The organism is Pseudorhodoplanes sp. (assembly GCF_050250235.1).
GTDB lineage: Bacteria > Pseudomonadota > Alphaproteobacteria > Rhizobiales > Xanthobacteraceae > Pseudorhodoplanes.
Map to the genome: position 1 here is coordinate 1 of NZ_JBFWPA010000067.1, position 24,582 is coordinate 24,582.

The following is a 24,582-nucleotide window of genomic DNA, read 5'->3' on the forward strand; positions in this document are numbered from 1 at the left end:
CTGATCGCCGCGCTCTAGGCCGAACCGCTGGACCGGGGCTCGAAGCTGTTCGACCCGTCCAATCTCGTATTCGTCTCGATCGATATCGGCATCAAGACCGTGAATCTCTTTCCGGCCGAGGCGCGCGCGCGCTTCAACATCCGGTTCAACGACCTGCATGATCAGGAATCGCTGAAGGCGCTGATGGAGGAACGAGCGGTCCGTGCTTCGGCCGGAAAAATCCGGTTCTCGTTCGAATGGGACCCGTCCAACGCCGATGTGTTCGTGGTCGAGCCCGGCTCGTTCACCGACCTGGTGGTGAATGCCGTCGCCGAGGTGACCGGACGGACGCCGGCGCTTTCGACAACCGGCGGCACATCCGACGCGCGCTTCATCAAGAATTATTGTTCCGTGGTGGAATTCGGCCTGGTCGGCCAGACCATGCACGCGATCGACGAATGCGTGCCGGTCTCCGAGCTTGTCGCTTTGACCACGATCTACCGGAAAATTTTGGACCGGTATTTCAGTTGATGGGCAGCCCGGAGCGCTGACGCCAGCTGAATTTCGCACCTATCTCAATCCTCTGTCATGCCCTTCAATCCTCTGCCATGCCCCGCCTGCGCGGGGCATGACACCCTGATATTCGATCATCTTCGGGAAAATCGCTAGCGCCCCACACCCATCCGCGCCAGCAGACGGTCGCCGCGGATGAAATGATGGTAGAGCGCGCCGGCGACATGCAGGATCAACAGCGCAATCAGGACGCGCACGCCGATGCCGTGCGGGATGCGCGGCGGCACCGTCCAGAAATCCGGCAGCGCGCCCGAGGCGCCGCCGAACACGATCGGCCCGGCGCCCGACAAGATCATCATGCCGATGCCGCTCGCTGCCAGCCCGACGATCAAGATATAGAATACGAGATGCACGGCGCTCGCCGCGCGCCGGAGCAGCGGCGGCTGCCCCGCGACCGGCAGCGGTTTCCGGTCGGCGAACCACCACCACGCAATGCGCCCGAGCGTCAGCGCGAGGATCGCAATCCCCATCACCGCATGAAAGCGGAGAAACGCGGCCTTCGCTGCGGGATCGGCCGCACCGCTCACGCGAAAGCCGCTGATCAGCAATGCCACGATCAGCGCCGCGGCCAGCCAGTGGATCGTGATTGCGACCGTGCCGAAACGGTCCTGCGTAGACTTCAAGGCCATGTCACACTCCTATCGATCGTCCTTCGAGAGCCGTTGCCGCACGCGCCGCAAGGTCGCGAGCGCTGTTTCGATATCTTTCAATGAACTGCCTGCCCCGAGCGCCTGCGCCTTCGGCTCCCAGCGCCCCATCGCCGCCGCATAGGCGGTCTCGCCCTTGCGGGTGAGCAGCACGAGCCTGGCGCGCTGATGGTTGGGGTTGGGTGCGAAGCGGAGGAACCCCTCGCTCTCCAGTTCGTTGGCGACGCGCTGCACCGCCTGCCGCGTCAGCCCCATGTTGCGGGCGATCTGCGCGATCGGCAGCGCCGTATTGGCGAGCGCGATCGCGCCCATCACCTGCCAGCGCGCGCTGGTGAGGCCGAGGTCTCCGACCAGCGCATCGCCCATGGCGATCAATTCGCCGTTCAGGCGGAAGATTTCGAGCACCAGTTCGGTGGTTGCGTCGGCGGTGCGTTGGGGCATGACCCATCCTCAATGTGACAATATATTGTCATTATGACAATACGCTGTCAACTTGGGCAGTAATCACGAAATGGCGATCCGGGACTCGCTCAGTCGGGGTAATCCACCTTCACGAGATACAGCCCCTCGGCAGGCGCGACCTGCCCGCACAGCGTCCGGTCGCGCGCTTCGAGAATGCGGGCGATGTCGTCCGGCGTCCATTTTCCTTCGCCCACATGCACCAGCGAGCCGACCATCGAGCGCACCTGGTTGTGCAGAAACGAACGCGCCGAAACATGCAGGTTCACGTTCCAGCCTTCGGTCTCGATGTCGATCCGGTCGAGGGTCTTCACCGGGGACTTCGACTGGCATTCGGTCGAGCGGAAGGTGGTGAAGTCGTGATGGCCGATCAGCCGCTTCGCCGCCTCGCTCATCGCTGCAAGATCGAGCGGGCGCCCGACGCGCCAGGCGCGGCCGAGATCGAGCGCGAGATCGGGCCGCCGGTTCACCACGCGATATAGGTAATGCCGCCTGGTGGCCGAGAACCGCGCGTTGAAATCGTCGCTGACCCGCTCCGCCGCCAGCACCGCGACCGGCTGCGGCCGCAGATAGAAATTCAGCGCATCGCGTACCGTGCCGCCGTCATGCTCGGCGCGCAGGTCGCAATGCGCCACCTGCCCCAGCGCATGCACCCCGGCATCGGTGCGGCCGGCGCCCTGGATGGTGACGCGCTGGCCGTCAAACCGCGCGATCGCATCCTCGATCGCGCCCTGCACGCTTGGCGCATCGGCCTGGTATTGCCAGCCGCGATAGGGCGCGCCGTCATATTCGATCAGGAGCTTGTAGCGGGGCATCGTGGGCCGGTGTTAGCGCGCGGCGCATGTCCGCGCCACAGCGAAAGACTTGGGCTGCCCGTCCCGATGTCCGCGGGAAGGGCAGCCTGTGCTGTCATCTGACGACCATTCAGACCCGTTCGATCACCACCGGCACCGGCTGGCACACCGTGTTGCAGACCGGCGAGTGTCCCTGCGTATAGGCGAGCAGATCGTCCAGCGCCTCGTCCGAGCAATCCGCCTTGACGTGCATCTTGATGCGGATCTGTTCATAGCCCGGGAACACCGCGCCATCGAGACCGAGCAGCCCCTGAAGATCGATATTGCCTTCGAGTTCGGTCGACAATTCGCGGATCGCGATTCCGCGTGCCATGGCGTGCAGCACGAAGGTCGTGGTCACGCAACCGGCAAGCGCGTGCAGCAGAAACTCCACCGGGTTCGCACCCTCGTTGTCGCCGAGCAGCACCGGCGGCTCGCCATTTACGAACTCGAACGGCTTCATGCGTGAAGTATCCTCGACGCCGGCACCGTAAAAGTCCCTGATGGTGGAGCGGTTCTCACCGCCGGACACCCAGCGGTTCTTCGCGCGGAACCGGAATTTCGCGAGGCTCTTGTCGGCTTTCAGTGCGGCGATGGTGTCGAGCGCCTGCTGCACGTTGAGGCCATTGATGAAGGTCGTTTTCTCGGCGATTGCGGCTTGAGCGGACATCGTTGTCTCCTGGGGTTCTCGGGGTCTCCGGCCCTCCGGGGGTGAGCCGATGCGCCGGAAGCTAGGACTGGACAACATTGCCGATCAGATCGATTTTGGCCGCGAACGATCCATTTGTGCCAGCTTTAGGCATCGCGGATGACCACGCCAAAGGACAGGGCAGTCGAGGCCCTCATCGTCGCCGTGCCGGAAACCGCCGGCTCGGCGCTCTACGGCATGCTCGACGTGCTCGCGGCAACCGGCACGCTCTGGAACGAACTCACCGGCACCGAGACCGGCCGTCCCCTGATCCGGCCACGCATCGTATCGCTGTCGAAGGCGCCGTTCCGCTGCGGCAACGGCATTCCCGTCAATCCCGAACTCGCAATCGAGGACGCGCCGAGGCCGGACATCGTCATTGTCCCGGAACTGTGGCTCGCGCCGTCCGACACCATGGGCGCGCGTTACGAGACCCTGAAGGACTGGCTTCGGCGGTGTCATCGTTCCGGCAGCCACATCTACTCGGCGTGTTCGGGTTCGGTCCTGCTCGCATCCACCGGGCTGCTCGACAATCGCGAAGCGACGTCGCACTGGGGCTACGAGGACCTGTTTCGCAGGAGCTTCCCTAAAGTTCGCTTCAACCCCGCGCCCAACCTGGTCTTCGGCGATCCCGGCGGGCGCATCGTCACCGCCGGGGGCACGTCGTCATGGCACGATCTCGCGATCCACATCATCGCGCGGCATTGCAGTCCGGGCGAGGCCATGCGCATCGCCAAGGTCTATCTGATGAAATTGCACGGCGAGGGGCAGCTTCCCTATGCCGCGCTCGTCCGCCAGCAGCCGCATGCGGATTCCGCCGTGCGGCGCGCGGAGGACTGGCTTGCGCAGAATTTCCGGCAATTGAACGCCGTCTCCGCGGTGGTCGAGGCTTGCGGTATTCCGCAGCGAAGCCTGAAGCGCCGCTTCAGGACCGCAACCGGCTCGACGCTCATCGGTCATGTGCAGAATCTGCGGGTTGAAGAAGCCAAGCGCCTGCTGGAAGCCGGCGAGCTTGCATCGGACGATATCGCGCCGCTGGTCGGCTACGAGAATGCCGCGTTCTTTCGGCGACTGTTCAAGCGCGCGTCGGGACTGACGCCGGGGCAGTATCGCCGCATGTTCCAGCCGGTCGCGCGCATGAGCGAAGAGGCCGCGCAGCCGCGCTGACGAGCTTCACCCGACGGCGCTCACAGAGGTTCAAATGCCGGGGCGTAGCGGACCTCGCCGCGGCCCGGCGCTTCGTCGGACAGGCGCAGCGCCTGCATGTAGCTCCCGTCATACGGCGTCCGGTACGCGGTGGCAGCGCCGGCGTCGAAGCCGAAGCGCCCATAGTAATACGGATCGCCCAGCACGAAGATCAGCGTTTCGCCGCCGCGTACAAGCCGGGCGATGCCGTCGCGGATCATCCTGCGGCCGATCCCGGTTCTCTGGCAGTCGGGCAGCACCGCCACTGGTCCGAGCGACACCGCGGCGGCCCCGCGACCGGCATCCCGAACGGTCAGTCGCGAGAACCCGCAATGTCCCACGATCGCACCGTCGCGCTCGGCGACGAGCGACAGCAGCAGGTCGCCGTCCGCACGCAGGCGATCGACCAGATCCGCCTCGACGGACACGCCGAATGCCGCGTGGTTGATCTCGCGGATGGCGCCGACATCCGTCGGTGTTTCGGGTCTGACGAGTACGCTCACGACAATTGCGTGCCGCGCTTGACAATGATTCCGCGCAGAAATTCGTCGGCCTTCATCGGCTTGCCGCCGGCGCGTTGCAGGTCGAGGATGCGGATCGCGCCGTCGCCGCAGGCGACCGTGAGAGTATCGTCGAGCGCCGTGCCCGGCGCACCGGCGCCGGAAGCGAGCGTCGAGCGCAGGACCTTGATCCGCACCGGTTCCTTGCCGCCCGGCATCTCGAACCAGGCGCCGGGAAACGGCGACAGCCCGCGGATGTGGTTGTGCACCTCCTGCGCCGGCCGCGACCAGTCGATCCGGGTTTCGGCCTTGTCGATCTTCTCGGCATAGGTGACGCCGGCTTCCGGCTGCGGCACGATCTGCAGCGAGCCGCGCTCCAGCGCGCCGAGCGCGCGATGCATCAGGTCGCCGCCAATCGACGCAAGGCGGTCGTGCAGATCGCCTGCGGTCATGTCGGGGCCTACGGCGACGCGCTCGATCAGCGCCATGCCGCCGGTGTCGAGCCCCTCGTCCATCTTCATGACGGTGACGCCGCTCTCGGTATCGCCCGCCATCACCGCGCGGTGGATCGGGGCGGCACCGCGCCAGCGCGGCAGCAGCGATGCATGGAGGTTGAAGCAGCCGAGCGGCACGGCGTCGAGAATGGCCTTTGGTAGGATCAGGCCATAAGCCACCACCACCGCGGCATCGGCGCCGAAGGCTGCGAACTCCGCCTGCGCGTCTTCGGTGCGCAACGTCTTCGGCGTCAGCAAGGTGAGGCCGAGCCGTTTCGCTTCGCGCGCCACCGGCGTGTCCTGCAGCTCCATCCCTCGCCCGGCCGGCTTCGGCGCTCGGGTATAAACCGCGACGATCTCGTGGCCTGCGCCGGCGAGCTCGATCAGCGTCGGCGCCGCGAAATCCGGCGTGCCCATGAAGATGAGGCGGAGCGGCATCACGATAACCTTTCCCTCTCCCCGCTTGCGGGGAGAGGGTGGCGAGCATCGGAGATGCGAGCCGGGTGAGGGGGGTGATCCATGTCGTGCAAGTCCGTTAGCAGCCCCTCACCCGACCTTATTCGCTTCGCTCATGCGGTCGACCTCTCCCCGCAAGCGGGGAGAGGTGAAGAAAGAGGTCACTCCGCCGCCTGCTTCGCGATCTTGGTGTATTTCTTCACGACGCGGTCGCGTTTCAGCTTCGAGATATGGTCGATGAACAGCACGCCATTGAGGTGGTCGATTTCGTGCTGGATGCAGGTCGCGAAAATGCCGTCGGCCTCGACCTCCTGCAGCTTTCCGTCGAGATCGAGATAGCTGAACCGCACCTTCGACGGCCGCTCGACTTCCTCGTAATATTCCGGGATCGAGAGACAGCCCTCCTCGTGCACATTCACTTCGTCCGACGACCAGGTGATTTCCGGATTGATGAAGACCTGCGGCGCCTTCTCATCCTCTTTTTTGGACAGGTCCATGGTCACGAGGCGCAGCGGCTTGCCGATCTGGATCGCGGCGAGTCCGATGCCGGGGGCGTCGTACATGGTCTCGAGCATGTCTTCGGCCAGCGCGCGCACCTGCGCGTCCACCGCCTCCACCGGTTTGGAGACGATGCGGAGGCGCTTGTCGGGGATGACGAGGATGTCGCGGAGAGCCATGCGCGCGATGTAATTATTGCGCGGCGCGCGGTCAATTTCCTCTTTCATCTCCCGCACCGTTCGATCATGGCCGGGCTGCAGGCCATCCACGCGCCCTTCATGCTGCCAGGACGCAGATACCGGCACACGGACCGGGCACGACGGAGAATATTGTTCTCTTTTTGTTCCTTGCCGCTACGAATCGTGGTACAAGGTTTGGATGGATTATCTCGCCCTGATCCGGGACCGGCTCGCCGGCCTCGACCCGCTGCTGGTCGTCGCGGTGATCGCGGCGGTCTGCGCCTTTATCCTTGCCGCAACGATCGGCGTCACGATCATGATGATCGCGCGGCGGCGGCGCCGCACCGAGGCCGCCGAGGCCGAGCGGATCGAGCAAGAGAACGAGGCCCGGGAGAACGAGGCCCGGATGGCCGAGCTACGCCGCCTCCAGGCCGAGACCACCGGCCTTGTGCGCGCCATGGGCGACATGCTGGCCAACCGTCAGTCGCAATTCGAGAAGACCTTTTCCGAACGGCTCGATACCGTCACCCACCGCATCGGCCAGTCGATCCAGCACACCACCCAGCAGACCGGCGAGAATCTCAACCGGCTGAACGAACGGCTCGCCGTCATCGATTCGGCGCAAAAGAACATCACCGCGCTTGCCTCGCAGGTGACGTCGCTTCAGGGCGTGCTCTCCAACAAGCAGCAGCGCGGCGCCTTCGGCCAGGGCCGCATGGAGATGATCATCCAGGACGGGTTGCCGAAGGGCTCTTTCGAATTTCAGTTGACGCTCTCGAACAACACGCGGCCGGATTGCGCGATTCATTTCCCGGACCAGCGCCCGCTGATCATCGACGCGAAATTCCCGCTGGAAGCGGTCACCGCCTTTCGCGATGCCAGGTCCGATGACGAGCGCAGCCTCGCCGGCCGCATGCTGCGTCAGAATGTCGGCAAGCACATTGCCGACATTGCCGGCAAATACCTGATCCCCGGCGAGACCCAGGAACTCGCGTTGATGTTCGTGCCGTCGGAATCGATCTATGCGGAGTTGCATGATCAGTTCGACGATCTGATCCAGCGTGCCTTCCGCTCGCGGGTGGTGATCGTGTCACCCTCGCTGCTGATGCTGGCGGTACAGGTGATCCAGCAGATCCATCGCGACGCCCGGATGCGCGAGGCGGCCGACAAGATTCACGCGGAGGTCGGGCATTTCATGGAGGACCTCAAGCGACTGCGCGAACGCGTCAGGAAGCTGGAGGCGCATTTCGGACAGGCAACCGAGGACATCCGGCAGATCGTGGTTTCGACCGACAAGCTGGAGCGGCGCGGCAGCCGCATCCGCGAGGTCGAATTCGAGGGCGAAATGGACGACGATCCGGGCAATGTCGTGATCCCGGCGCCGGTCGGCGCGCGCAGGGTGATGGCAGCGGAATAGCGGCCGCCCGATACCTCTCCCGGAACGAAACCCCGTCCACCCGCGGCCGGTCCGGCAGGGAAGCGAGGTGTCCTCCTCGCGCAGCCGTGGCCAATTAACCATACCGCGCCTCTCTTGCCGGGGGGGCACCCCGGTATGGTCCGGCCCGGCTGGTGAAGCGCGGCGGGCTGGGTTAGATTGCCGGCGTGGTTAACCTTTCGTAAACGCGCCGGAGTTGGTGGGTGGTGTTCAGGGGGATGACGGTCTTCGCCGTGCTGGCGGTCGCAACGGTCTGCACCGGCTGCGTGCACCGTCCCGCGCAGGGCGTGCTGACTCCGACCAAACAGGCGGTCGAGGGAACGGCTCGCGTCCCGCTGCTGGTTGCAACCACGCGCAAGAAGGCCGTCGAAGACCCCGGTTCCATGTTCGGCGGCGAACGCGCCGACACGCTTTCCTATGCTGCCATTACCGTCTCGATTCCGCCGGAGCGCAAGGTCGGACAGGTGCAATGGCCGGCAATGCTGCCCGGCGATCCCAAGCGCGACTTCGTGACCGTGTCCGCCGACTATGTCGACCAGCGCGCGTTCGCGGCCTCAATCGTCGAAACCGCGCGCCGGACCAAGCATCCGCGCGTGCTGATCTTCGTCCACGGCTTCAACAACCGCTTCGACGATGCGGTCTACCGCTTCGCCCAGATCGTCCACGATTCCAAGGCGGAAGCGGTTCCGGTACTGTTCACTTGGCCGTCGCGCGGCAATATCGAACTGAAGTCCTATACCTATGACCGCGAGAGCGCGAATTATTCGCGCGATGCGCTCGAAGGGCTGATCGACCAGATCGCAAGTTCGCCGCACATCAAGGAAGTCCACCTGCTCGCGCATTCCATGGGCAGCCATGTGACCCTCGAAGCGCTGCGTGGCCGTTCGATGCGCCGCGCGCCGGGCAGCGACAAGGTCAAGCAGGCCATGCTGGTCGCACCCGATATCGACGTCGACGTGTTCCGCGCGACCATCAAGCGCATGGGTCCAAACCGGCCGAAGATGCTGCTGTTCGCGTCGCGGGACGACGGGGCGCTGTCCCTGTCCAAGCAGATCTGGGGTGGGGTGGATCGTATCGGCGAGGTCGGAGCCAGCGAGCCGTATCGCACCGAATTCGAGCAGCAGAGGATCGCGGTGTACGATCTTACGCCGTTGCAGTCCAAGGGCGGCTCCGCCCATAGCCGCGCCTTTGACGATATCGGCGATGTGATGGAGCTGGTGCGCGAGCGCAACATGCGGGAACGCGGCGCCCAGGTCGCGCGCGGACAGCAGCCCGCTGCGCCCAGACCGCAGACCGAGACCGCGGAATTGCGGAACTGAACCATCCTGCGTCGATCGTCCGCGTTGCACCGGCCGCGCACACCCCGCCGGTTTCGCCATCGAATGCGAGCGCCGTGCGGGCGCGGGGTTCGTTGACCCATTGCGCGGCCCAGATGTGCTAGCCTGCATCTTCGTCAGGGCTTGACCTTGCGGAGTACCGATGAGACGGCGGCAATTCCTGTCCTTCCTCGGTGGCGCGGCGGCATGGCCGATGGCTGCGCAGGCACGGCATCCCGCGATGCCGGTGATCGGGTTCCTGCACGGCGCGTCACGGGCGTCCAATGAGCATTTGCTGGCGGCATTCCATGAGGCGCTTACGGACTCGGGCTTTGTCGAAGGCAAGAATGTTTCCATCGAATACCGCTGGGCGGATCACCGCTACGACCAGTTGCCCGCTCTCGCCGCCGACCTGACCGGCCGAAGCGTCGACGTGATCTACGCCGATGGCGGCACGGTCACCGCACTGGCCGCGAAAGCGGCAACGACCACGATTCCCGTTGTCTTCCGAATCGGCGCCGATCCGGTCAAGGCTGGTCTGGTCAATAGCTTCAGTCGCCCGGGCGGCAATGTCACAGGCGTAACCTTCATTACGGATGTCGTGATCGCAAAGCGCTTCGAATTGCTGAGCGAACTATTGCCCAACGTGAAACTGATCGGAATTCTTCTGAACCCGAACAATCCGAACAGCGACACGCGAGAGCGAGACCTGCAAGCCGCGGCGCGGGCGCTCGAACGGCGGATCGAGGTAATAACGGCCGGCAACGAGCTCGAACTCGAGACCGCCTTTGCGCATCTCGGCAAACGGGCAATCGGCGCTCTCCTCGTGCAAGGCGATCCCTTCTTCTTCAACAAGCGCGACCTGCTTGCAACGCTTGCGGGCCGCCATGCATTGCCCACAATCTACGAGCAGCGCGAATATGTCGACGCAGGAGGCCTGGTTGCATACGGCACCAGTCTGGCCGATTCGTATCGACGCGCCGCCAGCTATGTGGCCAGGGTCCTCCTGGGTGAGCGGCCTGCCGATCTGCCGGTCGAGCGGCCGACAAAATTCGAGTTGGTCATCAACCTGAAGGCGGCGAAAGCGCTGGCGCTCTCAGTACCGGCAACGCTGCTGGCGCGCGCTGACGAAGTGATCGAGTAAGGCTGCCCGGCCTGCGCGGCCGATCTGACCTCAGGACACGGCTCTGCGCCTTCCCGTAGGGCGCACGAGCTTCCAATTTGTCCAACTGAAAGCTTCAATCCGACCGATTCAGCCCCTAGACTTCGCGCGCATGACCGCGCTCGAATCACCCGACGCCAAGCGCACCGGAAAGACCTCCTGGTCCGACGCGCTCGCGGTCTATCTGAAGCCGCGCGTTTTGCTGGTGATCCTGCTCGGTTTCTCGTCCGGGCTGCCGCTTGCTTTGTCCGGCGCCACGCTGGCGATCTGGATGACCGAAGCCAAGGTCAGCCTCTCCACCATCGGGCTCTATGCGCTGGTCGGCCTGCCCTACACCCTGAAATTCCTCTGGGCGCCGCTGGTCGATGCGCTGGACGTTCCGATCCTGTCGCGCGCGCTCGGGCGGCGGCGCGGCTGGCTCGTGTTCTCGCAACTCCTGCTCGCCGCCGCGATCGTGTTCCTCGCCTTCCAGGATCCCGCGATATCGCTGTGGCCGGTCGCGCTCGGCGCGGTACTGGTCGCGGCGACCTCGGCCACCCAGGACATCGTGATCGACGCCTTCCGGGTCGAAAGTCTCGATACCAGCGAGCAGGCCGCGGGCATGGCGGGCTATGTCGCGGCCTACCGCATCGGCATGCTGGCCTCGGGCGCCGGCGTGATCACGCTGACCTGGTGGCTCGCGCAGATCGGCGTGTCGCCGGACACGGTATGGATGTGGGGCTATCTCGCGGCCGCAGTCCTGGTCAGTGTCGGCATCTTCGCCTCCCTGATGGCGACCGAGCCGGCCGCTCCGGAGGGCGTGGTCGACCGCAAGCGCGACCCGGTCAGCCGCGTCTTGATCACCGCATTCGGTGCCTTCAGGGAATTCCTGACGCGCCCCGAGGCGATCGTCATCCTGCTGTTCGTCGTGCTCTACAAGTTCTGCGATGCCTTTGCCGGCGTGCTGACCGGGCCCTTTGTGATCGGCATCGGGTTCGACAAGGCGACCTATGCCGCCGTGGTGAAGGGCGTGGGACTGGCCTCGGCGCTGATCGGCGGATTTGCCGGCGGGATGGTCGCGGCCGCCCTGCCGCTGTCCACCAGCCTGTGGATCGGCGGCATCCTGCAGCTTCTCTCAAACCTCGCCTTCGCCTGGCTGGCGCTGATCGGGCCGAACGTGCCGGCGCTGACCGCGACCATCATCGTGGAGAATTTCTGCGGCGCGATCGGCACCGTGATCTTCGTCGCCTATCTTTCGGCCTTGTGCGGCGTCCGCGCGCATACCGCAACCCAATTCGCGCTGCTCACGGCGCTGGCTGCAATCGGCCGCACCACCCTGTCGTCGGGCGGCGGCTTCATCGCCGAATCGACCGGCTGGTTCTGGTTCTTCGTGATCTCCTCGCTGGTCGCGATCCCGAGTCTGATGCTGCTGGCGTGGCTGCAGATGCGCGGCCATTTCCGCGAACTCGAAAAGCGCAAGCCGGCGTCCTGAACAACTGGCACACGCTCCAACCGGAACTGCCATGAACTTCACCAACGCGATCGAAACCGTCGGCTACAGTCTCGATCTCCTCGGCGTCGGCCTGATCGCAATCGGTCTTGTCATTGCCTTCGTCCGCTATGTCACGATCCCGGTCGCGCCGGGAGGCATCGATGCCTATCGACGGCTGCGGCAGGATATCGGGCGCGCCATCCTGCTCGGCCTGGAAGTGCTGGTGGCGGCCGACATCATCCGCACCGTCGCCGTGACGCCGACGCTGGACAGCGTCGCGATCCTCGGCGCGATCGTGGTGATCCGCACCTTCCTCTCGATCAGCATGCAGGTCGAGGTCGAAGGCCGCTTTCCGTGGCAGCCGCGCACCGACGCGAAGGAGGGGTGAGCCACTCCGCGCCGCTCCGGTCACCGCGCACTTGCACGAGCAGCACGCTACACTATCACGAAATCGTTCTGGTCGATGAGGCCGGCGCTTACGCCGCTCAGCAGCATGGGTGAGTTTGCCCCGACGTAACCGATCAGCGCGCCTTGCGCTGTGTCCGTGACCGTCACGAGGCCAAGGTCCGTGAATACGCGCAGGCCGATCATGTCGGTGCCATCCTCAAAGTCCGTCACGATCACGTTTGAATCCGCCCCGACACCCTGGCGATAGATGAACGTATCGGCACCGGCGCCGCCGGTGAAGATGTTGGCGATCGCGCCGCCATCCGCCACTTCAAGCAGGTCGTCGCCATTGCCGCCGAGCAGCGTATTGCCGCCATAGACCGCATACAGGGTGTCGTTGCCCTCGCCGCCGTCCAGCAGCGAGCCTTGGTCGCTCGCGGACGTAATGATGTCGTTGCCGCCCTCGCCGTAGAGCTCATTGACGCCGTAATGGTCGAGAATCACATCGTCGCCATCGCCGGCATGAACCGTATCGTCGCCGCCGTCGGTATCGTAGATCGAGTCGGTCCCGTTGCCGCCGGTGAACGTGTCGTCGCCGAGACCGCCATACATCACGTTGCCGCTGTTGAGACTGCCGATGAGCGTGTCGTCGCCGTCACCGCCGAACATGCCGGTCTGACCGCCGGAGCCGACCAGGGTATCATTGCCGTCGCCGCCATCCAGTACGTCGAAGGTGTCGCCGCCGACCAGTGTATCGTCGCCGTCGTCGCCATAGAGTTCATTCCTGCCGGTCCCGCCCTCGAGACGGTCGTTGCCGGTGCCGCCATGCAGCTTGTCGTTGCCGGCGAGCCCATAAAGCTTGTCATTGCCGCCGAGGCCCTGAATCAGGTCGTTTGAACCGGTTCCGAACAGCTCGTCGTCTCCTTCGGTCCCGACAATGCTGATCTCGCCGTTCGCTTCGATCGTGGCCTTGTCGGCGAACACACCCGACAGCATGACCGTTTGACCCAGAAGCTCGATCAAGGTCCCGACGCCCGCGACCGTGGTCACGTTCAGATCGCTTGCGCCATTGGCGTTCGTGCCCAGGATGAAGCGCAATCTGTCGACACCCAGTTCGAAATCCGTGATCGTATCGGCGCCCCAATCGGCCTTGAAATCGAAGAAGTCTCCGGTAAGCCCGGCAAGACCGGCCTCCAGACCGCCGGTCATGATGTCGTTACCGGCCCCGCCCTCGATCTGCTGGAAACCAGCGCTGCCGACGATCGTGTCATTGCCGTCCCCGCCATTCGCCCAGTCGCCCAGCACCGCGTGGATGATGTCGTTGCCCTCCTCGCCGAAGAGCCAGCCGTTGCCGCTTCCGGTCAGCGTATCGTTGCCGAGGCCTCCGAACAGCCGATCACCGAACGGACTCGACGTCGCGCCACCGCCGACCAGGATGTCGTCACCGCCTTCGCCCGAAATCTGGTCGAAGCCCTCGCCGCCGTTGATGGTATCTCTGCCTTCGCCACCGAAGAAGGCGTCGTTGCCGTTGCCGCCGGTCAGCACGTCGTCGCCGCCAAGGCCGAGAATGGTCACGCTGTAAGCAATACCGGTGGCATCGATCCTGTCCCTCCCGGCATTGCCCGAGACGATTTCGACATTCGTGCCGAGCACGTTGAACGTGAAGCCGCCATTCCTGGTGGACTTGCTGGCATAGACGTAGTCTTCGATACCGGCGCCGCCATCGACGATGTCCGTACTGTCGGCCGTGATGCGGTCATTGCCGTCGCCGCCGAGCAACGTGTCGATCCCCGCCCCGCCGTCGAGATAGTCGTCGCCATCGCCGCCGGTGAGCACGTTCGCCTTGGCATCGCCGGTGAGATCGTCGCCGAGAGACGAGCCGGTAAGGTTCTCGACATTCTTGAGCTTGTCGCCGGCCGCTTCGCCGGCGATCCCGCCTGACTTGATATTGACCGTCACGCTCTCAGCGGCAAGGCTGAAATCGGCGGTGTCGATCCCGGTCCCGCCGTCCATGGTATCGGCGCCGAGACCGCCGCGCAGCGTGTCGTTTCCGGCCATCCCTTTCAGGATGTCATCGCCAGCGCCGCCATCGAGAAGGTCGGTGCTGTTGGACCAGTCGGCCCCCGTGATGGTGTCGGCGCCTCCCATTCCATGCAGATTGAACACAATCGGTGCGTCAAAAAACGCCCGGTTCATCTGGGCTGTGATGTTGTTTGCGAGCTCGTTGCCGAAGGCGGTGTTTCCAGTCGGCGTCTGGAGCGCCGCAACACGCATGTTCTCCACATTGGCGTCCAGAACATAGCCGATCACATGCGAAGCGACATCGGCGGTATCGACGCCGGCGCCAGCACTTTCCATCACTTCATCAACAAGATCCTCGATCAGGTAGGTGTCGTCGCCTGCGCCTCCATCGAGGAAGTCCGAGACGCCGATACTTCCGCCGCTCAGTCTGTCGTTCCCGGCATTTCCATAGAGAAAGTCGCGCGCAAGGTAGCCGCGCAGATCGTTGCTTCGCGCATCGCCTCGGCCGGTAAAACTTCCAGCGCCGGCAAAGGTGAGTTTCTCGATGATGGAGATGTCGCTGTTGATGGCTTCCAGGGAATAGTCGTTGAGGGTCGTTATGATTTCATCGATCCCGCCGCCGTCCCTGGCGCGCTTTCCGACCGAGGCGCTGTATCGCTCGCTGGGATCATCACCGGGATCATCCACCCAGTAGGTGTCATTGCCCCAACCGCCGCGCATGATATCGGCGCCAGTGCCCCCATTCAGGATGTCATTCCCCGCGCGACCGTGCAGTTCGTCGTTGCCGCCTTCGCCATAGAGCTCGTCGTCGCCGCCCTTCGTGACACTTGTATCGCCAAACAGCTTGTCATTCCCGTTTCCACCCCAGAGAAAATCCTTGTCTTCTTCGCCATCGAGGGTGTCCGCATGATCTCCGCCATAAAGCCTGTCGATGCCACGGCCGCCCTTGAGCGTGTCGTTTCCCGCGTCGCCATAAAGCTCGTCATCCTCAGCTTCACCGTGAAGCGTGTCGTTGTGGTTTCCGCCGAAAAGCTTGTCGAAACCGGCTCCGCCGAAGATCGTGTCGTCGCCATCTTCTCCAAACAATTCGGTATCGTTGTCTGCTTCGCCGTAGATGAAATCACCGCCGTTGCCACCGAGGATCTTGTCAGCGCCGCGGCCTCCTCTCAGGGTGTTGATTGCGCCGTTGCCATGGATTGTATCGTCCCCGATTCCGCCCGTTGCGTCTTCGATGATGACACCCGTGGTTCCGCCCACGTCGGGCAGGACATTCATGAAGTCCGCTGCGATGGTGATGCCGCCGAAGCCAAGGCCAATGGACTGGTAGCCTCCCGCGACCAGAACACCTTCGAACTCGTCGTTTGGATTCAGCGTCGCGGGCCGAAGATCGATGGTGGCGTCGCCTTTACCGGCGTAGGTTATGCGGTCGATGCCTCCTGCGTCCCAGATGCAAAGCCATGGCCGCGATTCAGAATCATCAAAAATGTAGTTGTCATTGCCGGTACGATAATTGGCATTGGCGCCGTAGAGATATTGGATCGCGGCGATATCGAACGCCATCGGCGCCACGACATGCGAGAAGGTGCCGCCCACATCGTATGCCATGATGGTATTGACGGTATTGATCAGCTCGCTGTCCCATGCCAGGTCCGGATGCTCCCATGGGTGACGGAGGCCGATACCATGGCCCAGCTCGTGCGCCATGGTCTGCTGAACGGGGCCGTCGAAATACCGCCCCTCGGCCCATGTCGGATGATCGACATTGTAATGCCCATACTGTGGTGCAGTCGTTCCCACCGTATGTATTCCCCGAACTTCAGGGTCGTAATCCGGATGGTTAGGGTCGTTGAAGGGATGAAATGCCTCGTCGCTAAACCGCGCCTTGTGATGCCAGAGGTTTGAGAAATTCGGGTCGCTATATGGAACGATGTACATATCCGCGATGCCGCTCCACGAATCCATCGCGCGTTTCGAAAGTCTGCCGTCGAGCTCGTCCCACAATCCGCCCGAGCCGGTGCCGTGCCAGACGTAGAATATTTTTTGCGGATTCCACGTCCATTGCCGCGCTGCCAGCACATCGACAAAAATGTTTCCGCTAGGATCGGGGAAAGCCATGGACGCCTCTCCTCAGTATTCGGATGTCGAACAAGGGCGGCTGCCGCTCGTCAGCCGGAAGCGCATCCATTCAAGAGGTCGGACAGGCTTCCTTGTGCCCAGACGCATCGCGGAGGTTAGGCCGGCAATATCCGCGCGGTCTTGGACTCCCGCGACCTGACCTACTCGTGATGAGTGCAGAATATGCAAAGCGCGCGCGAGCGTGCTAAGGTTCAAGACCTGAGATCTTCGGTATGCCGTGTCGGCGATCCGACGCCGACGTGCCTCTTTCTTGTTTCGCGCCGGCTCAGACCTCTCGATTCAAGTATGGAAATACCGCAGTGGAACTTGCTTTCGACAAGATCGATCATCTGCGGGAACTCGTTTCACAGCGCCTGATCAATCTCGATTTTCAGCAAATCGGCCCGGCTCCGTTCCACTCCCGCATCAGGTCGATTGTCGGCACTCCGAATGTGCGCGCGGTCCGCTGGAGTCACTCGCCCGGTTTCACATTCCGCGATCAGGCCCTCGTGCGGGACGGCGACGAATCGCTGTCGCTGGTCTATCCGGAGAATTGCACCATCACGGTATCGCACCTGGGTCAGGAGAAGCGTGTCACGCCGGGTCACTCCATCCTGGTGCGCCACGACGCCGTCGGCCGCATCGGCGCGGGCGGAAATTGCCGGTATGTGGCGCTGGTGCTTGCACGCTCGGCATTCGAGCGGGCAACGCTTGCAGACAATCGCCTGCTCGCAGAATGCTGGTCCAGTCACTCGCCCGCCCTCAAGTTGCTTCGCACTTATGTATCGCTGTTGGCCGTACGCAACGAGCCGATGGCGGACGGCCTTGCAGCCGCGGCCGCGCGACATGTCACCGACCTCATTGCACTGGCGGCAAACGAAGTTTCAATGCGCCGCGTCGACAACCACGACTCGGCCATTGTCGGGGCGAGGCTCGAGATCGCGCTGGCGGGCATGCGCAAGGAATTCCGTGACCCCGGCCTGAGCGCCTTGTCGGTCGCGGCTGCACAGGGCATCTCGCCGCGCTACCTGCACCGGCTGTTCGAGCAGGCAGGAATTCGCTTCACCGATTTTGTCAACGAACTGCGCCTCGATGCCGCCCGCGCTGCGCTCGCAGAGAAAAGCGACCTGCCGATTGCGGTCCTCGCGCTCAATACCGGCTTTTCCGACATCGCGCATTTCAACCGCTTGTTCAAGAAGCGGTTCGGAATGACGCCCAGCGCGGCCCGCAACAACAGATCCGGCAGCTGATGGAAATCTCCTACAACAGGATCGACGATCTGCTGGAGGCGGTGTCGCAGCGCCTGATCAGTGTCGACTTTCGCGCAATCGGCGATGCGCCGTTTCACGCATCGGTGAAATGGGTGGTTGCGTCGCCGGAGATCAGCGTGATGCGCTCGCGTCACTCGCCGGGAGCGACGTTTCGCGACCATCGCAAGGTCAGGGATGGTGATGACTCGTTCTCGCTGATCTATCCGGTCAACTCGTCGCTGAGATTGTCTCACCTCGGCAACGAGCGCCGCGTGGCTGCCGGTCAGCCCATCTTCACGCGCCACGACGCCGTCTGTGAAATGGGAGCAGCGAACAGATGCAATTTCGTCGCGCTGGTGATGTCGCCGTCGGTGGCGCGAAGCGCCGGCCTCCTGGATTCAGGGATGATAGCGCGGCGATTGCCGCGCTCGCTGCCCGCGCTCACCCTGCTGAAGGATTACATCTCCGTGCTTGACGCGCGAGACCGGTCCTTGACGGGGGAAGTTGGATGTTCGGCGGCGCGGCATATCGGCGAACTGGTTCGTCTTGCCGTGGGTGAGCTGACCGACCGGCAGATCGAAACCGATCCCGCGGCGATAGCCGTTTCGAGGCTGGATGTTGCGCTGGCGTTCCTGCGGCGTGACTTTCGCGAACCAGACCTCAGCGTCGCCTCGATGGCAGCCGCGCAGAACATATCGCCGCGCTACTTGCACAGGTTGTTCGAGCAGGCAGGCATTCGCTTCACCGGCCAACTGAATGAGCTGCGGCTGACCGCCGCGAGCGAGGCTCTGCGGCAGCACGCGGACAAGCCGATCGCGCTCATCGCGATGGAATCCGGCTTTTCCGACATCGCGCATTTCAACCGCCTGTTCAGGAAGCGGTTCGGCATGACGCCCGGGGCGATGCGAGGCCGCAAATCCGAGCCCTGAAGCCGAGGCGTGCTACATCGCCGTGCGCTGCCGGATCGCCGCCGACAGCGTACCCTCGTCGAGATAGTCGAGTTCGCCGCCGACGGGCACGCCATGTGCGAGCCGCGTCACCGCCACCCCCGCGCTATGCAGAAGATCGGTGATGTAATGCGCCGTGGTCTGGCCGTCGACGGTGGCGTTGAGCGCGAGGATCACCTCGGTCACCGCCGGATCGTGCGCCCGCGTTACCAGCGCATCGATGGCGAGGTCCTGCGGGCCGACGCCGTCGAGCGGGGACAGCGTGCCGCCCAGCACGTGATAGCGCGCATTGACCGCGCCGGCGCGTTCCAGCGCCCACAGGTCGGCGACATCTTCGACCACCACGATCACCGAAGGATCGCGCTTGATATCGGTGCAGACCGTGCAGGGATTCTGCGAATCGATATTGCCGCAGGTTCCGCACACGGTGATGCGCTCCTGCACCACCGCCAGCGCCTCAGTCAGCGGTCCCATGAGCTGCTCGCGCTTCTTGATCAGGTGCAGAGCCGCGCGGCGGGCCGAGCGGGGGCCGAGCCCCGGCAGCCGCGCCAGAAGCTGGATCAGGCGCTCGATTTCAGGTCCGGCGACGGCTTTCGGCATGTGATTCTCAGTTTCGCCCTACATATATACGATCAGCCGAGCCGAAAACCTCAGGTAACGACATGAGCCCCCTCGCCCGCCTGGCCACCCGCGTCGCCTATGGCGCGACCCAGTTGCCCCGCCTCGCCTGGTATGCGGGTCACGGCTATGCGCTGCAGCGGCTCGCGGCGGAAGCGCGGCGCCGGGAGGGCCAAGACGAGGAACAGGAAACGCCACGGCGAGACGGCGACAACCGCGCGCCGGTCCTGAGCCAGCGCCGGCTCTACGGCGACATGGCGGAACTCCTTGGCCGCGATCTCGCCAATGTCGAAGCCGGCCTCTATCCCCTGCCCGCGGACCATGACGGATCGCCCGCGACCCTCATTCGCCGCTCGCGGCTGTTCTTCGACGATCTGCCGGAGGTGCATCGCCGCAGAAAGGCGCGCCGCCACGACGAGGTGCGGACCGACGCGGTCAACGGCAAGCGGCCGGATTATTACCTGCAGAATTTCCATTACCAGTCCGGCGGCTGGCTGACCGAGGATTCGGCGGACCGCTACGACACCCAGGTCGAGGTGCTGTTCAAGGGCACCGCGAACGCGATGCGCCGCATGGCGCTTCCCGAATTGCACGAGGTTTTCCGCGGCCGCGACCAGCGCACGCTGCGGCTCATCGATATCGGCTGCGGCACCGGCCGCTTCCTCGATTTCGTCAAGCAGGCCTGGCCGCGGCTGACGGTCACCGGCATCGACCTGTCGGACGCCTATATCAGGCATGCGCGGCATCACCTGCGGCGCTGGCGGCGGGTCAATACGCTGGTCGCCAAGGCCGAGGGCCTGCCGCTGCCCGATGCCAGCCAGGATGCGGTGACGTCGGTCTTCATGATGCACGAATTGCCGCCGAAGATTCGCCGCGAGATGATCGGCGAGGCCGCCCGCGTGCTCAAACCCGGCGGACGCCTCGTGATCGTGGATTCGCTGCAGCGCCGCGACGTGCCGGACTACGAAGGGTTGCTCGAACGCTTCCCGCAGAATTATCACGAGCCGTATTTCGAGAGCTATCTCGACGAGGATTTCGGCGCCATAGCGAAGGCTCACGGCCTCACGCATGTGCGCGACGAACCGGCCTTCGTGTCGAAGGTGATGGTGTTCGACAAGGAAGCCTAGATGGACGCTTTGCCTCTCCCCGCTTGCGGGGACGGTCGATCGCCGAAGGCGAACGGGTGGGGTAGCTTCTTCAAGTATGGCGCCCAGCAAAGAAAATATGGTGTGGTTAGCCGAACAGTGCCGCGATCAACTCGGAGATCCGAGCCGCAGCACTTTCCATCAATTTTCCAAGTCCCTGCTGGACGCCTTTCTCCGCAGCACTTTCGGACCCCTTCGTCAGAATCGATTTCGCCTTCTTCAAAAGGCCTTGCTCAACGAGAGGTGACTTCAGAATGTTCAGTGCGGTTTCCAAAACAGAAATCAGTTGCTGACGCTCAATTTCGCTTAAGATTTGTTCGTTTGGTGGTTGATTGGCTCCCTTCGTTTGCTGAATGATGCTGTCCAACAAGGACGAGATTGCACCAATCTTCATTTTTATGTCTGAAGTTGTTCGTACCGCCACCCATAGTTCAGCAGTGATGCCAACTGCATTTGCTGGCTCTCGTTTTGATCGTCTGGGAATTTCTCTCGAGCTATCTGCGTCTGACAGTGCGCCGGCTTGGTCATAGCTCTTAAGATGACTTCTTAGTCGGTCTGCAACTTTGAGCGCCTCCGACCTGCTTATCGTTCCCCGCAACTTTAGAAACTTGTTCAGAAGCGACCCATTAATCCCAACCTGGGTTTGTAGATATGTCGTGTTTCGCCACCCACCTAACTCATGAATCGTCTCAAATAATTCTGGAAGATCATCAATTCGTATTGTTTCTGGCCCAAGCGAGCGCAAGTTTGAAATTAATGAGTCCAAGCCTTCAAGCAAGCGATGCACATCATCAATAGGATAATCACTCACCGTCACCCTCCCGCGTGAGGCTGCGTCTGTTCAACGACACGAGAAATGCTCCCAGCCAACCCCCGCAAGTGTGCGCGTGCCGACCTCTCCCCGCAAGCGGGGAGGTGCCTGCGCGGCTTGACGTGGTGCCCCTTCAATCTCTTTTCGCCCCGTTGAGACTGACAATCCGCGCGCATTGTGTCACTCAAGCCGTTCCTGCCGGCCGGGCGCATCATGGACGTCACCTTCAGCGACACTCTGCTCGCACTTATCTTCAGCGCCATCGCGATCGTGTATGCCTCGGTCGGACAGGCCGGGGCTACCGGCTATATCGCCGTCATGGCGATTGCGGGCCTCAGTCCCGACGTCATCAAGCCGACAGCGCTGGCACTTAACATTGTGGTTGCTGCCATCGGCACGATCCGCTTTGCCGCAGCCGGGCTGCTGACATGGCGCACATGCTATCCGTTCGCGATTCTCGGCGTGCCGTTTTCGCTTGTCGGCGGCGCGCTCAACCTGCCGGGCATCGTCTACATGCCCGTGGTTGGATTGCTGCTGCTTCTCGCGGCATGGCAGATAATCCAGCCGAGGCGTGGAGCGTCAACGCCCGAATCCGAGCTGGCCGACCCGCCGTTCCTGCCGTCGCTCGCCGCGGGCGGCATTATCGGGTTCATCTCTGGAGTCACCGGCATCGGTGGCGGCATCTTCATCGCGCCATTGATCATCTCGCTCGCCTGGGCCACCACACGGCAGGCGGCGGCGATTTCGGCCAACTTCAATCTGCTGAATTCAGCCGCGGCACTGACCGGCGCCTGGGCGACCCTGCCCGGCCTGCCACCACAACTGCCGCTCTGGATGGTGGCCGCCGCAATCGGCGGTCTGGTGGGATCGTGGCTTGCGCTCAATCGGTTGCCGCCGGCAATGCTGCGGATGATTCTGTTCGCGCTGCTTGCGGTGGCCGGGCTGCGGATGCTGTGGGCGTGGGTGCAGTTGATGTGGGTAGTGACGTGAAGGATGGGAGTGCTCGCGGCAAGCAGTGCACTCACCTCTCCCCGCTTGCGGGGAGAGGTGAAGGAGAGATGAGCGAGGGCAGAAGAAACTCACACCCCTGACGCCGTCGCGTTCGGGAAAAACAGCTGATTGCCGTTGATCTTGTACTCGGCAATAGCCTTCTGGCCTTCCGGCGACACGATCCAGTCGATGAAGGCCTGACCTTCCGCCTTCTTCACGTTCGGATGCTTCGCCGGATTGACCAGGATGACGCCATACTGGTTGAACAGCTTGTTGTCGCCTTCGACCGCGATGTCGAGATCGCCACGGTTCTTGAACGACAGCCACGTGCCGCGGTCGGTCAGCACATAGGCATTGGCGGCGGATGCGGTGTTGAGCGCGGCGCCCATGCCCTGCCCGATCTCCTTGTACCAGCTGCCCTTGTCGACGGCGATGTCAATGCCGGCGCCCTTCCAGAGACGAAGCTCCGCGGAATGGGTGCCGGACTTGTCGCCGCGCGAGATGAACGGGGCCGACTTCGCCTTGATCGCCTTCAGCGCGGCGCCGATGTCCTTGCCGCCCTTGATGCCGGCGGGATCGCTCTTCGGCCCGATCAGGACGAAGTCATTATACATGACCGGAAAACGCTTCACGCCGAAGCCGTCGGCGACGAACTTCTCTTCCTGCGGCCGCGCGTGCACGAACACCACATCGGAATCGCCGCGGCGTCCGGTGTCGAGCGCCTGCCCGGTGCCCTGCGACACCACCTTCACGTCGATGCCACTCTTCTTCTTGAACAGCGGCAGGAGGTGATTGAACAGACCGGAATCGGTGGTCGATGTGGTGGACGACACCACGATGGACTTATCCTGCGCGAGCGCGGGACTGGCGACCGCAAGCAATGCAGCCGCACCCAGAGCGGCAACCAAACGACGTGTGATCATGGCGATCTCCTTTTTGTTGTCAGACCAGCAATTCACCGGCGACGAACCGCCGCGCGGCGTCTGTCTTCGGCGAGGTGAAGAAGGTTTGCGCGTCCGCAACCTCGACGATCCGTCCTCTGTTCATCAGCACGATCTCGCCGCCCAGCCGTCGCGCCTCGCCGAGGTCGTGCGTCGCCATCACGATCTTGATGCCGCGCGCGGCGATGCCTGAGATGATGTCCTCTGTCGCCTTGGTTGCGGCGGGATCGAGCGAGGCGGTCGGCTCATCGAGAAAGAGAATTTCCGGCTCCTTTGCGAGCGCGCGCGCGATCGCAAGCCGCTGCTGTTCGCCGCCCGACATGCGCCGCGCCGGCCGGTCGCTCAATGCGCCGAGGCCGACCCGGCCGAGCAGTTCCTGCGCTGCCGCATTGCGCTCGGCCCGCTTCATGCCGGACGCCGCCAGCGCATAGATCAGATTGCCGGATGCGGTTCGTCGCAGCATGACCGGCCGCTGGAACACGATGGCGCGGCGGAGCGGCGGTACATCGGTGCGACCGCCATAGGTGACCCGGCCGCGCGTCGGGGACGTGAGGCCCATCGCGACCCGCATCAGGCTGGACTTGCCGGAGCCGTTGGGCCCGACGAGCATCGTCGGTGCTCCGGCAGCGAAAGTGAGCGAAACATGGTGGAGGATCCTCACCTCGCGCGCGAGCAACGACACGTCTTCGAGGATTAACGGAAGATCGGTTGCGGGGGCGCGCATCGCATTCATCCCGCAAACCGCTCGCCGGCGCGCCGCACGCCCCAGGCCAGAGCATTCACGATCAGCACCAGCGTCAGCAGAATAATGCCGAGACCGATGGCCAGCGGCAGATTGCCCTTTGAGGTTTCGAGCGCGATGGCGGTCGTCATCACGCGGGTGAAGCCGTCGATATTGCCGCCGACGATGATCACCGCTCCGACTTCCGCCGCCGCCCTCCCGAAGCCTGCAAGTAGCGCCGTCACAAGGGAAAATCGCGCGTCGATGATGAGGGTCGCGATCCGCTGCAGCGGCCCGACATTCATGGCGTCGAGTTCGTCGCGGTACTCGACCCAGAGATCCTCGATGGTTTGCCGAGACAGCGCGGCGATGATCGGCGCCACCAGAATGGTCTGCGCCACGATCATTGCCGCCGGCGTGAACAGGATTCCGAGGCTGCCGAGCGGACCCGTCCGCGACAGAAGAAGGTAGACCATGAGTCCGACCACCACCGGCGGCAGGCCCATCAGCGCATTCAGGACCACGATAACGCCGTTGCGACCGCGGAAATTCGTGAGCGCGATCAGGGCGCCGAGCGGTATCCCGATCAGCGCGGCGCAGATTACGGCGGACAGGCTCACGATCAACGACAGCTTGACGATCGCGAGCAGAACCGGGTCAGCCCGCAGGATCAGATCAAGGGCGGAGGCGTCGGTTGGCACCTGTTGTGTGTTGCACTGGAAGCAGAATGGGTCAATTCTCGGAGAATGTTCATTTCAAT

Annotated in this window: 23 protein-coding genes and 1 pseudogene; 11 read left to right on the forward strand and 13 right to left on the reverse strand. The window is 63.6% G+C overall.

Translation table 11 applies throughout. The annotated features are described in order from the left end of the window. Positions 1-21 precede the first annotated feature (21 nt). Positions 22-510 (forward strand): annotated as a pseudogene (locus AB7F49_RS24195) (M20/M25/M40 family metallo-hydrolase); the annotation flags it as partial. Between the two features lie 134 nt (positions 511-644). Here AB7F49_RS24195 and AB7F49_RS24200 read toward each other — a convergent pair. The 4 genes from AB7F49_RS24200 to AB7F49_RS24215 form a co-directional block, all read right to left on the reverse strand. Next, on the reverse strand, positions 645-1,181 hold the full coding sequence (locus AB7F49_RS24200; protein ID WP_428527130.1) for a cytochrome b: 537 nt from the start codon (positions 1,179-1,181) through the stop codon (positions 645-647). Positions 1,182-1,190: 9 nt separating this feature from the next. After that, the gene (locus tag AB7F49_RS24205; protein WP_428527132.1) at positions 1,191-1,640 is read right to left on the reverse strand and encodes a MarR family winged helix-turn-helix transcriptional regulator; all 450 of its coding nucleotides are present in this window, start codon (positions 1,638-1,640) and stop codon (positions 1,191-1,193) included. Positions 1,641-1,729: 89 nt separating this feature from the next. Then, positions 1,730-2,473: a tRNA pseudouridine(38-40) synthase TruA gene (gene truA, locus AB7F49_RS24210; RefSeq protein WP_428527134.1), complete on the reverse strand. Its 744-nt coding sequence runs from the start codon at positions 2,471-2,473 to the stop codon at positions 1,730-1,732. Positions 2,474-2,582: 109 nt separating this feature from the next. Then, positions 2,583-3,161 (reverse strand): OsmC family protein, encoded by a 579-nt coding sequence (locus tag AB7F49_RS24215; protein ID WP_428527136.1) that lies wholly within the window; start codon positions 3,159-3,161, stop codon positions 2,583-2,585. A gap of 138 nt (positions 3,162-3,299) precedes the next feature. On the opposite strand from AB7F49_RS24215, the gene AB7F49_RS24220 reads away from it, so the two are divergent. Beyond that, positions 3,300-4,346: a GlxA family transcriptional regulator gene (locus AB7F49_RS24220; protein WP_428527138.1), complete on the forward strand. Its 1,047-nt coding sequence runs from the start codon at positions 3,300-3,302 to the stop codon at positions 4,344-4,346. Between the two features lie 20 nt (positions 4,347-4,366). Here AB7F49_RS24220 and AB7F49_RS24225 read toward each other — a convergent pair whose 3' ends face one another. The 3 genes from AB7F49_RS24225 to AB7F49_RS24235 all read right to left on the reverse strand — a co-directional run bounded on the left by AB7F49_RS24225 (position 4,367) and on the right by AB7F49_RS24235 (position 6,491). Beyond that, positions 4,367-4,867 (reverse strand): GNAT family N-acetyltransferase, encoded by a 501-nt coding sequence (locus AB7F49_RS24225; protein ID WP_428527140.1) that lies wholly within the window; start codon positions 4,865-4,867, stop codon positions 4,367-4,369. Beyond that, positions 4,864-5,796, reverse strand: coding sequence for a methionyl-tRNA formyltransferase (gene fmt, locus AB7F49_RS24230; protein WP_428527142.1), 933 nt, complete (start codon positions 5,794-5,796; stop codon positions 4,864-4,866). The genes AB7F49_RS24225 and fmt overlap by 4 nt, the downstream gene beginning before the upstream one ends. 179 nt (positions 5,797-5,975) lie before the next feature. Then, a complete protein-coding gene (locus tag AB7F49_RS24235) occupies positions 5,976-6,491 on the reverse strand; it encodes a peptide deformylase (RefSeq protein ID WP_428527185.1) in 516 nt (171 codons plus the stop codon). A 199-nt stretch (positions 6,492-6,690) separates the two neighbouring features. Between AB7F49_RS24235 and AB7F49_RS24240 the strand changes: the two genes are divergently transcribed. From AB7F49_RS24240 to AB7F49_RS24260, 5 genes are all read left to right on the forward strand, one after another. Beyond that, entirely contained in the window at positions 6,691-7,908 is a 1,218-nt protein-coding gene (locus AB7F49_RS24240) for a DNA recombination protein RmuC (RefSeq protein ID WP_428527144.1), read from the forward strand. A gap of 236 nt (positions 7,909-8,144) precedes the next feature. Continuing rightward, positions 8,145-9,245 (forward strand): alpha/beta hydrolase, encoded by a 1,101-nt coding sequence (locus AB7F49_RS24245; RefSeq protein WP_428527147.1) that lies wholly within the window; start codon positions 8,145-8,147, stop codon positions 9,243-9,245. 160 nt (positions 9,246-9,405) lie between these two features. Next, entirely contained in the window at positions 9,406-10,386 is a 981-nt protein-coding gene (locus AB7F49_RS24250; RefSeq protein ID WP_428527149.1) for an ABC transporter substrate-binding protein, read from the forward strand. A gap of 130 nt (positions 10,387-10,516) precedes the next feature. Next, positions 10,517-11,875, forward strand: a complete 1,359-nt coding sequence (locus AB7F49_RS24255) for an AmpG family muropeptide MFS transporter (RefSeq protein ID WP_428527151.1) — start codon at positions 10,517-10,519, stop codon at positions 11,873-11,875. Between the two features lie 31 nt (positions 11,876-11,906). After that, positions 11,907-12,263 (forward strand): DUF1622 domain-containing protein, encoded by a 357-nt coding sequence (locus AB7F49_RS24260; RefSeq protein ID WP_428527153.1) that lies wholly within the window; start codon positions 11,907-11,909, stop codon positions 12,261-12,263. 47 nt (positions 12,264-12,310) lie between these two features. Here AB7F49_RS24260 and AB7F49_RS24265 read toward each other — a convergent pair whose 3' ends face one another. Next, positions 12,311-16,399: a hypothetical protein gene (locus AB7F49_RS24265; RefSeq protein WP_428527155.1), complete on the reverse strand. Its 4,089-nt coding sequence runs from the start codon at positions 16,397-16,399 to the stop codon at positions 12,311-12,313. A gap of 320 nt (positions 16,400-16,719) precedes the next feature. Here AB7F49_RS24265 and AB7F49_RS24270 point away from each other — a divergent pair, with 320 nt between their 5' ends. After that, the gene (locus tag AB7F49_RS24270) at positions 16,720-17,649 is read left to right on the forward strand and encodes a helix-turn-helix transcriptional regulator (RefSeq protein WP_428527157.1); all 930 of its coding nucleotides are present in this window, start codon (positions 16,720-16,722) and stop codon (positions 17,647-17,649) included. Next, a complete protein-coding gene (locus AB7F49_RS24275; protein WP_428527159.1) occupies positions 17,649-18,578 on the forward strand; it encodes a helix-turn-helix transcriptional regulator in 930 nt (309 codons plus the stop codon). Before AB7F49_RS24270 ends, AB7F49_RS24275 begins: the two co-directional genes overlap by 1 nt. 12 nt (positions 18,579-18,590) lie before the next feature. Here AB7F49_RS24275 and recR read toward each other — a convergent pair whose 3' ends face one another. Then, positions 18,591-19,196: a recombination mediator RecR gene (gene recR, locus AB7F49_RS24280; RefSeq protein WP_428527161.1), complete on the reverse strand. Its 606-nt coding sequence runs from the start codon at positions 19,194-19,196 to the stop codon at positions 18,591-18,593. 62 nt (positions 19,197-19,258) lie between these two features. Here recR and AB7F49_RS24285 point away from each other — a divergent pair, with 62 nt between their 5' ends. Continuing rightward, positions 19,259-20,341: a class I SAM-dependent methyltransferase gene (locus AB7F49_RS24285; protein ID WP_428527163.1), complete on the forward strand. Its 1,083-nt coding sequence runs from the start codon at positions 19,259-19,261 to the stop codon at positions 20,339-20,341. 106 nt (positions 20,342-20,447) lie between these two features. Here the strand turns inward: AB7F49_RS24285 and AB7F49_RS24290 are convergent, their stop codons facing one another. Further along, positions 20,448-21,170: a hypothetical protein gene (locus AB7F49_RS24290; RefSeq protein WP_428527165.1), complete on the reverse strand. Its 723-nt coding sequence runs from the start codon at positions 21,168-21,170 to the stop codon at positions 20,448-20,450. Between the two features lie 177 nt (positions 21,171-21,347). Between AB7F49_RS24290 and AB7F49_RS24295 the strand changes: the two genes are divergently transcribed. After that, positions 21,348-22,160, forward strand: a complete 813-nt coding sequence (locus AB7F49_RS24295) for a sulfite exporter TauE/SafE family protein (protein WP_428527167.1) — start codon at positions 21,348-21,350, stop codon at positions 22,158-22,160. A gap of 89 nt (positions 22,161-22,249) precedes the next feature. Here AB7F49_RS24295 and AB7F49_RS24300 read toward each other — a convergent pair whose 3' ends face one another. The 3 genes from AB7F49_RS24300 to AB7F49_RS24310 are packed head-to-tail and all read right to left on the reverse strand — an operon-like array spanning position 22,250 to position 24,523. Beyond that, entirely contained in the window at positions 22,250-23,083 is an 834-nt protein-coding gene (locus AB7F49_RS24300) for an extracellular solute-binding protein (RefSeq protein ID WP_428527169.1), read from the reverse strand. Between the two features lie 19 nt (positions 23,084-23,102). Further along, positions 23,103-23,825, reverse strand: a complete 723-nt coding sequence (locus AB7F49_RS24305) for an ATP-binding cassette domain-containing protein (protein WP_428527171.1) — start codon at positions 23,823-23,825, stop codon at positions 23,103-23,105. Between the two features lie 5 nt (positions 23,826-23,830). Further along, positions 23,831-24,523 (reverse strand): ABC transporter permease, encoded by a 693-nt coding sequence (locus AB7F49_RS24310; RefSeq protein ID WP_428527173.1) that lies wholly within the window; start codon positions 24,521-24,523, stop codon positions 23,831-23,833. Between the last annotated feature and the right edge of the window lie 59 nt (positions 24,524-24,582).

What these genes read in the sequence shown, in the direction of transcription:
- AB7F49_RS24200 (WP_428527130.1), bottom strand. Translation starts at nt 1,181, where the DNA reads ATGGCCTTGAAGTCTACGCAGGACCGTTTCGGCACGGTCGCAATCACG.
- AB7F49_RS24205 (WP_428527132.1), bottom strand. Translation starts at nt 1,640, where the DNA reads ATGCCCCAACGCACCGCCGACGCAACCACCGAACTGGTGCTCGAAATC.
- truA (WP_428527134.1), bottom strand. Translation starts at nt 2,473, where the DNA reads ATGCCCCGCTACAAGCTCCTGATCGAATATGACGGCGCGCCCTATCGC.
- AB7F49_RS24215 (WP_428527136.1), bottom strand. Translation starts at nt 3,161, where the DNA reads ATGTCCGCTCAAGCCGCAATCGCCGAGAAAACGACCTTCATCAATGGC.
- AB7F49_RS24220 (WP_428527138.1), top strand. Translation starts at nt 3,300, where the DNA reads ATGACCACGCCAAAGGACAGGGCAGTCGAGGCCCTCATCGTCGCCGTG.
- fmt (WP_428527142.1), bottom strand. Translation starts at nt 5,796, where the DNA reads ATGCCGCTCCGCCTCATCTTCATGGGCACGCCGGATTTCGCGGCGCCG.
- AB7F49_RS24235 (WP_428527185.1), bottom strand. Translation starts at nt 6,491, where the DNA reads ATGGCTCTCCGCGACATCCTCGTCATCCCCGACAAGCGCCTCCGCATC.
- AB7F49_RS24240 (WP_428527144.1), top strand. Translation starts at nt 6,691, where the DNA reads ATGGATTATCTCGCCCTGATCCGGGACCGGCTCGCCGGCCTCGACCCG.
- AB7F49_RS24245 (WP_428527147.1), top strand. Translation starts at nt 8,145, where the DNA reads ATGACGGTCTTCGCCGTGCTGGCGGTCGCAACGGTCTGCACCGGCTGC.
- AB7F49_RS24250 (WP_428527149.1), top strand. Translation starts at nt 9,406, where the DNA reads ATGAGACGGCGGCAATTCCTGTCCTTCCTCGGTGGCGCGGCGGCATGG.
- AB7F49_RS24255 (WP_428527151.1), top strand. Translation starts at nt 10,517, where the DNA reads ATGACCGCGCTCGAATCACCCGACGCCAAGCGCACCGGAAAGACCTCC.
- AB7F49_RS24260 (WP_428527153.1), top strand. Translation starts at nt 11,907, where the DNA reads ATGAACTTCACCAACGCGATCGAAACCGTCGGCTACAGTCTCGATCTC.
- AB7F49_RS24265 (WP_428527155.1), bottom strand. Translation starts at nt 16,399, where the DNA reads ATGGCTTTCCCCGATCCTAGCGGAAACATTTTTGTCGATGTGCTGGCA.
- AB7F49_RS24275 (WP_428527159.1), top strand. Translation starts at nt 17,649, where the DNA reads ATGGAAATCTCCTACAACAGGATCGACGATCTGCTGGAGGCGGTGTCG.
- recR (WP_428527161.1), bottom strand. Translation starts at nt 19,196, where the DNA reads ATGCCGAAAGCCGTCGCCGGACCTGAAATCGAGCGCCTGATCCAGCTT.
- AB7F49_RS24285 (WP_428527163.1), top strand. Translation starts at nt 19,259, where the DNA reads ATGAGCCCCCTCGCCCGCCTGGCCACCCGCGTCGCCTATGGCGCGACC.
- AB7F49_RS24300 (WP_428527169.1), bottom strand. Translation starts at nt 23,083, where the DNA reads ATGATCACACGTCGTTTGGTTGCCGCTCTGGGTGCGGCTGCATTGCTT.
- AB7F49_RS24305 (WP_428527171.1), bottom strand. Translation starts at nt 23,825, where the DNA reads ATGCGCGCCCCCGCAACCGATCTTCCGTTAATCCTCGAAGACGTGTCG.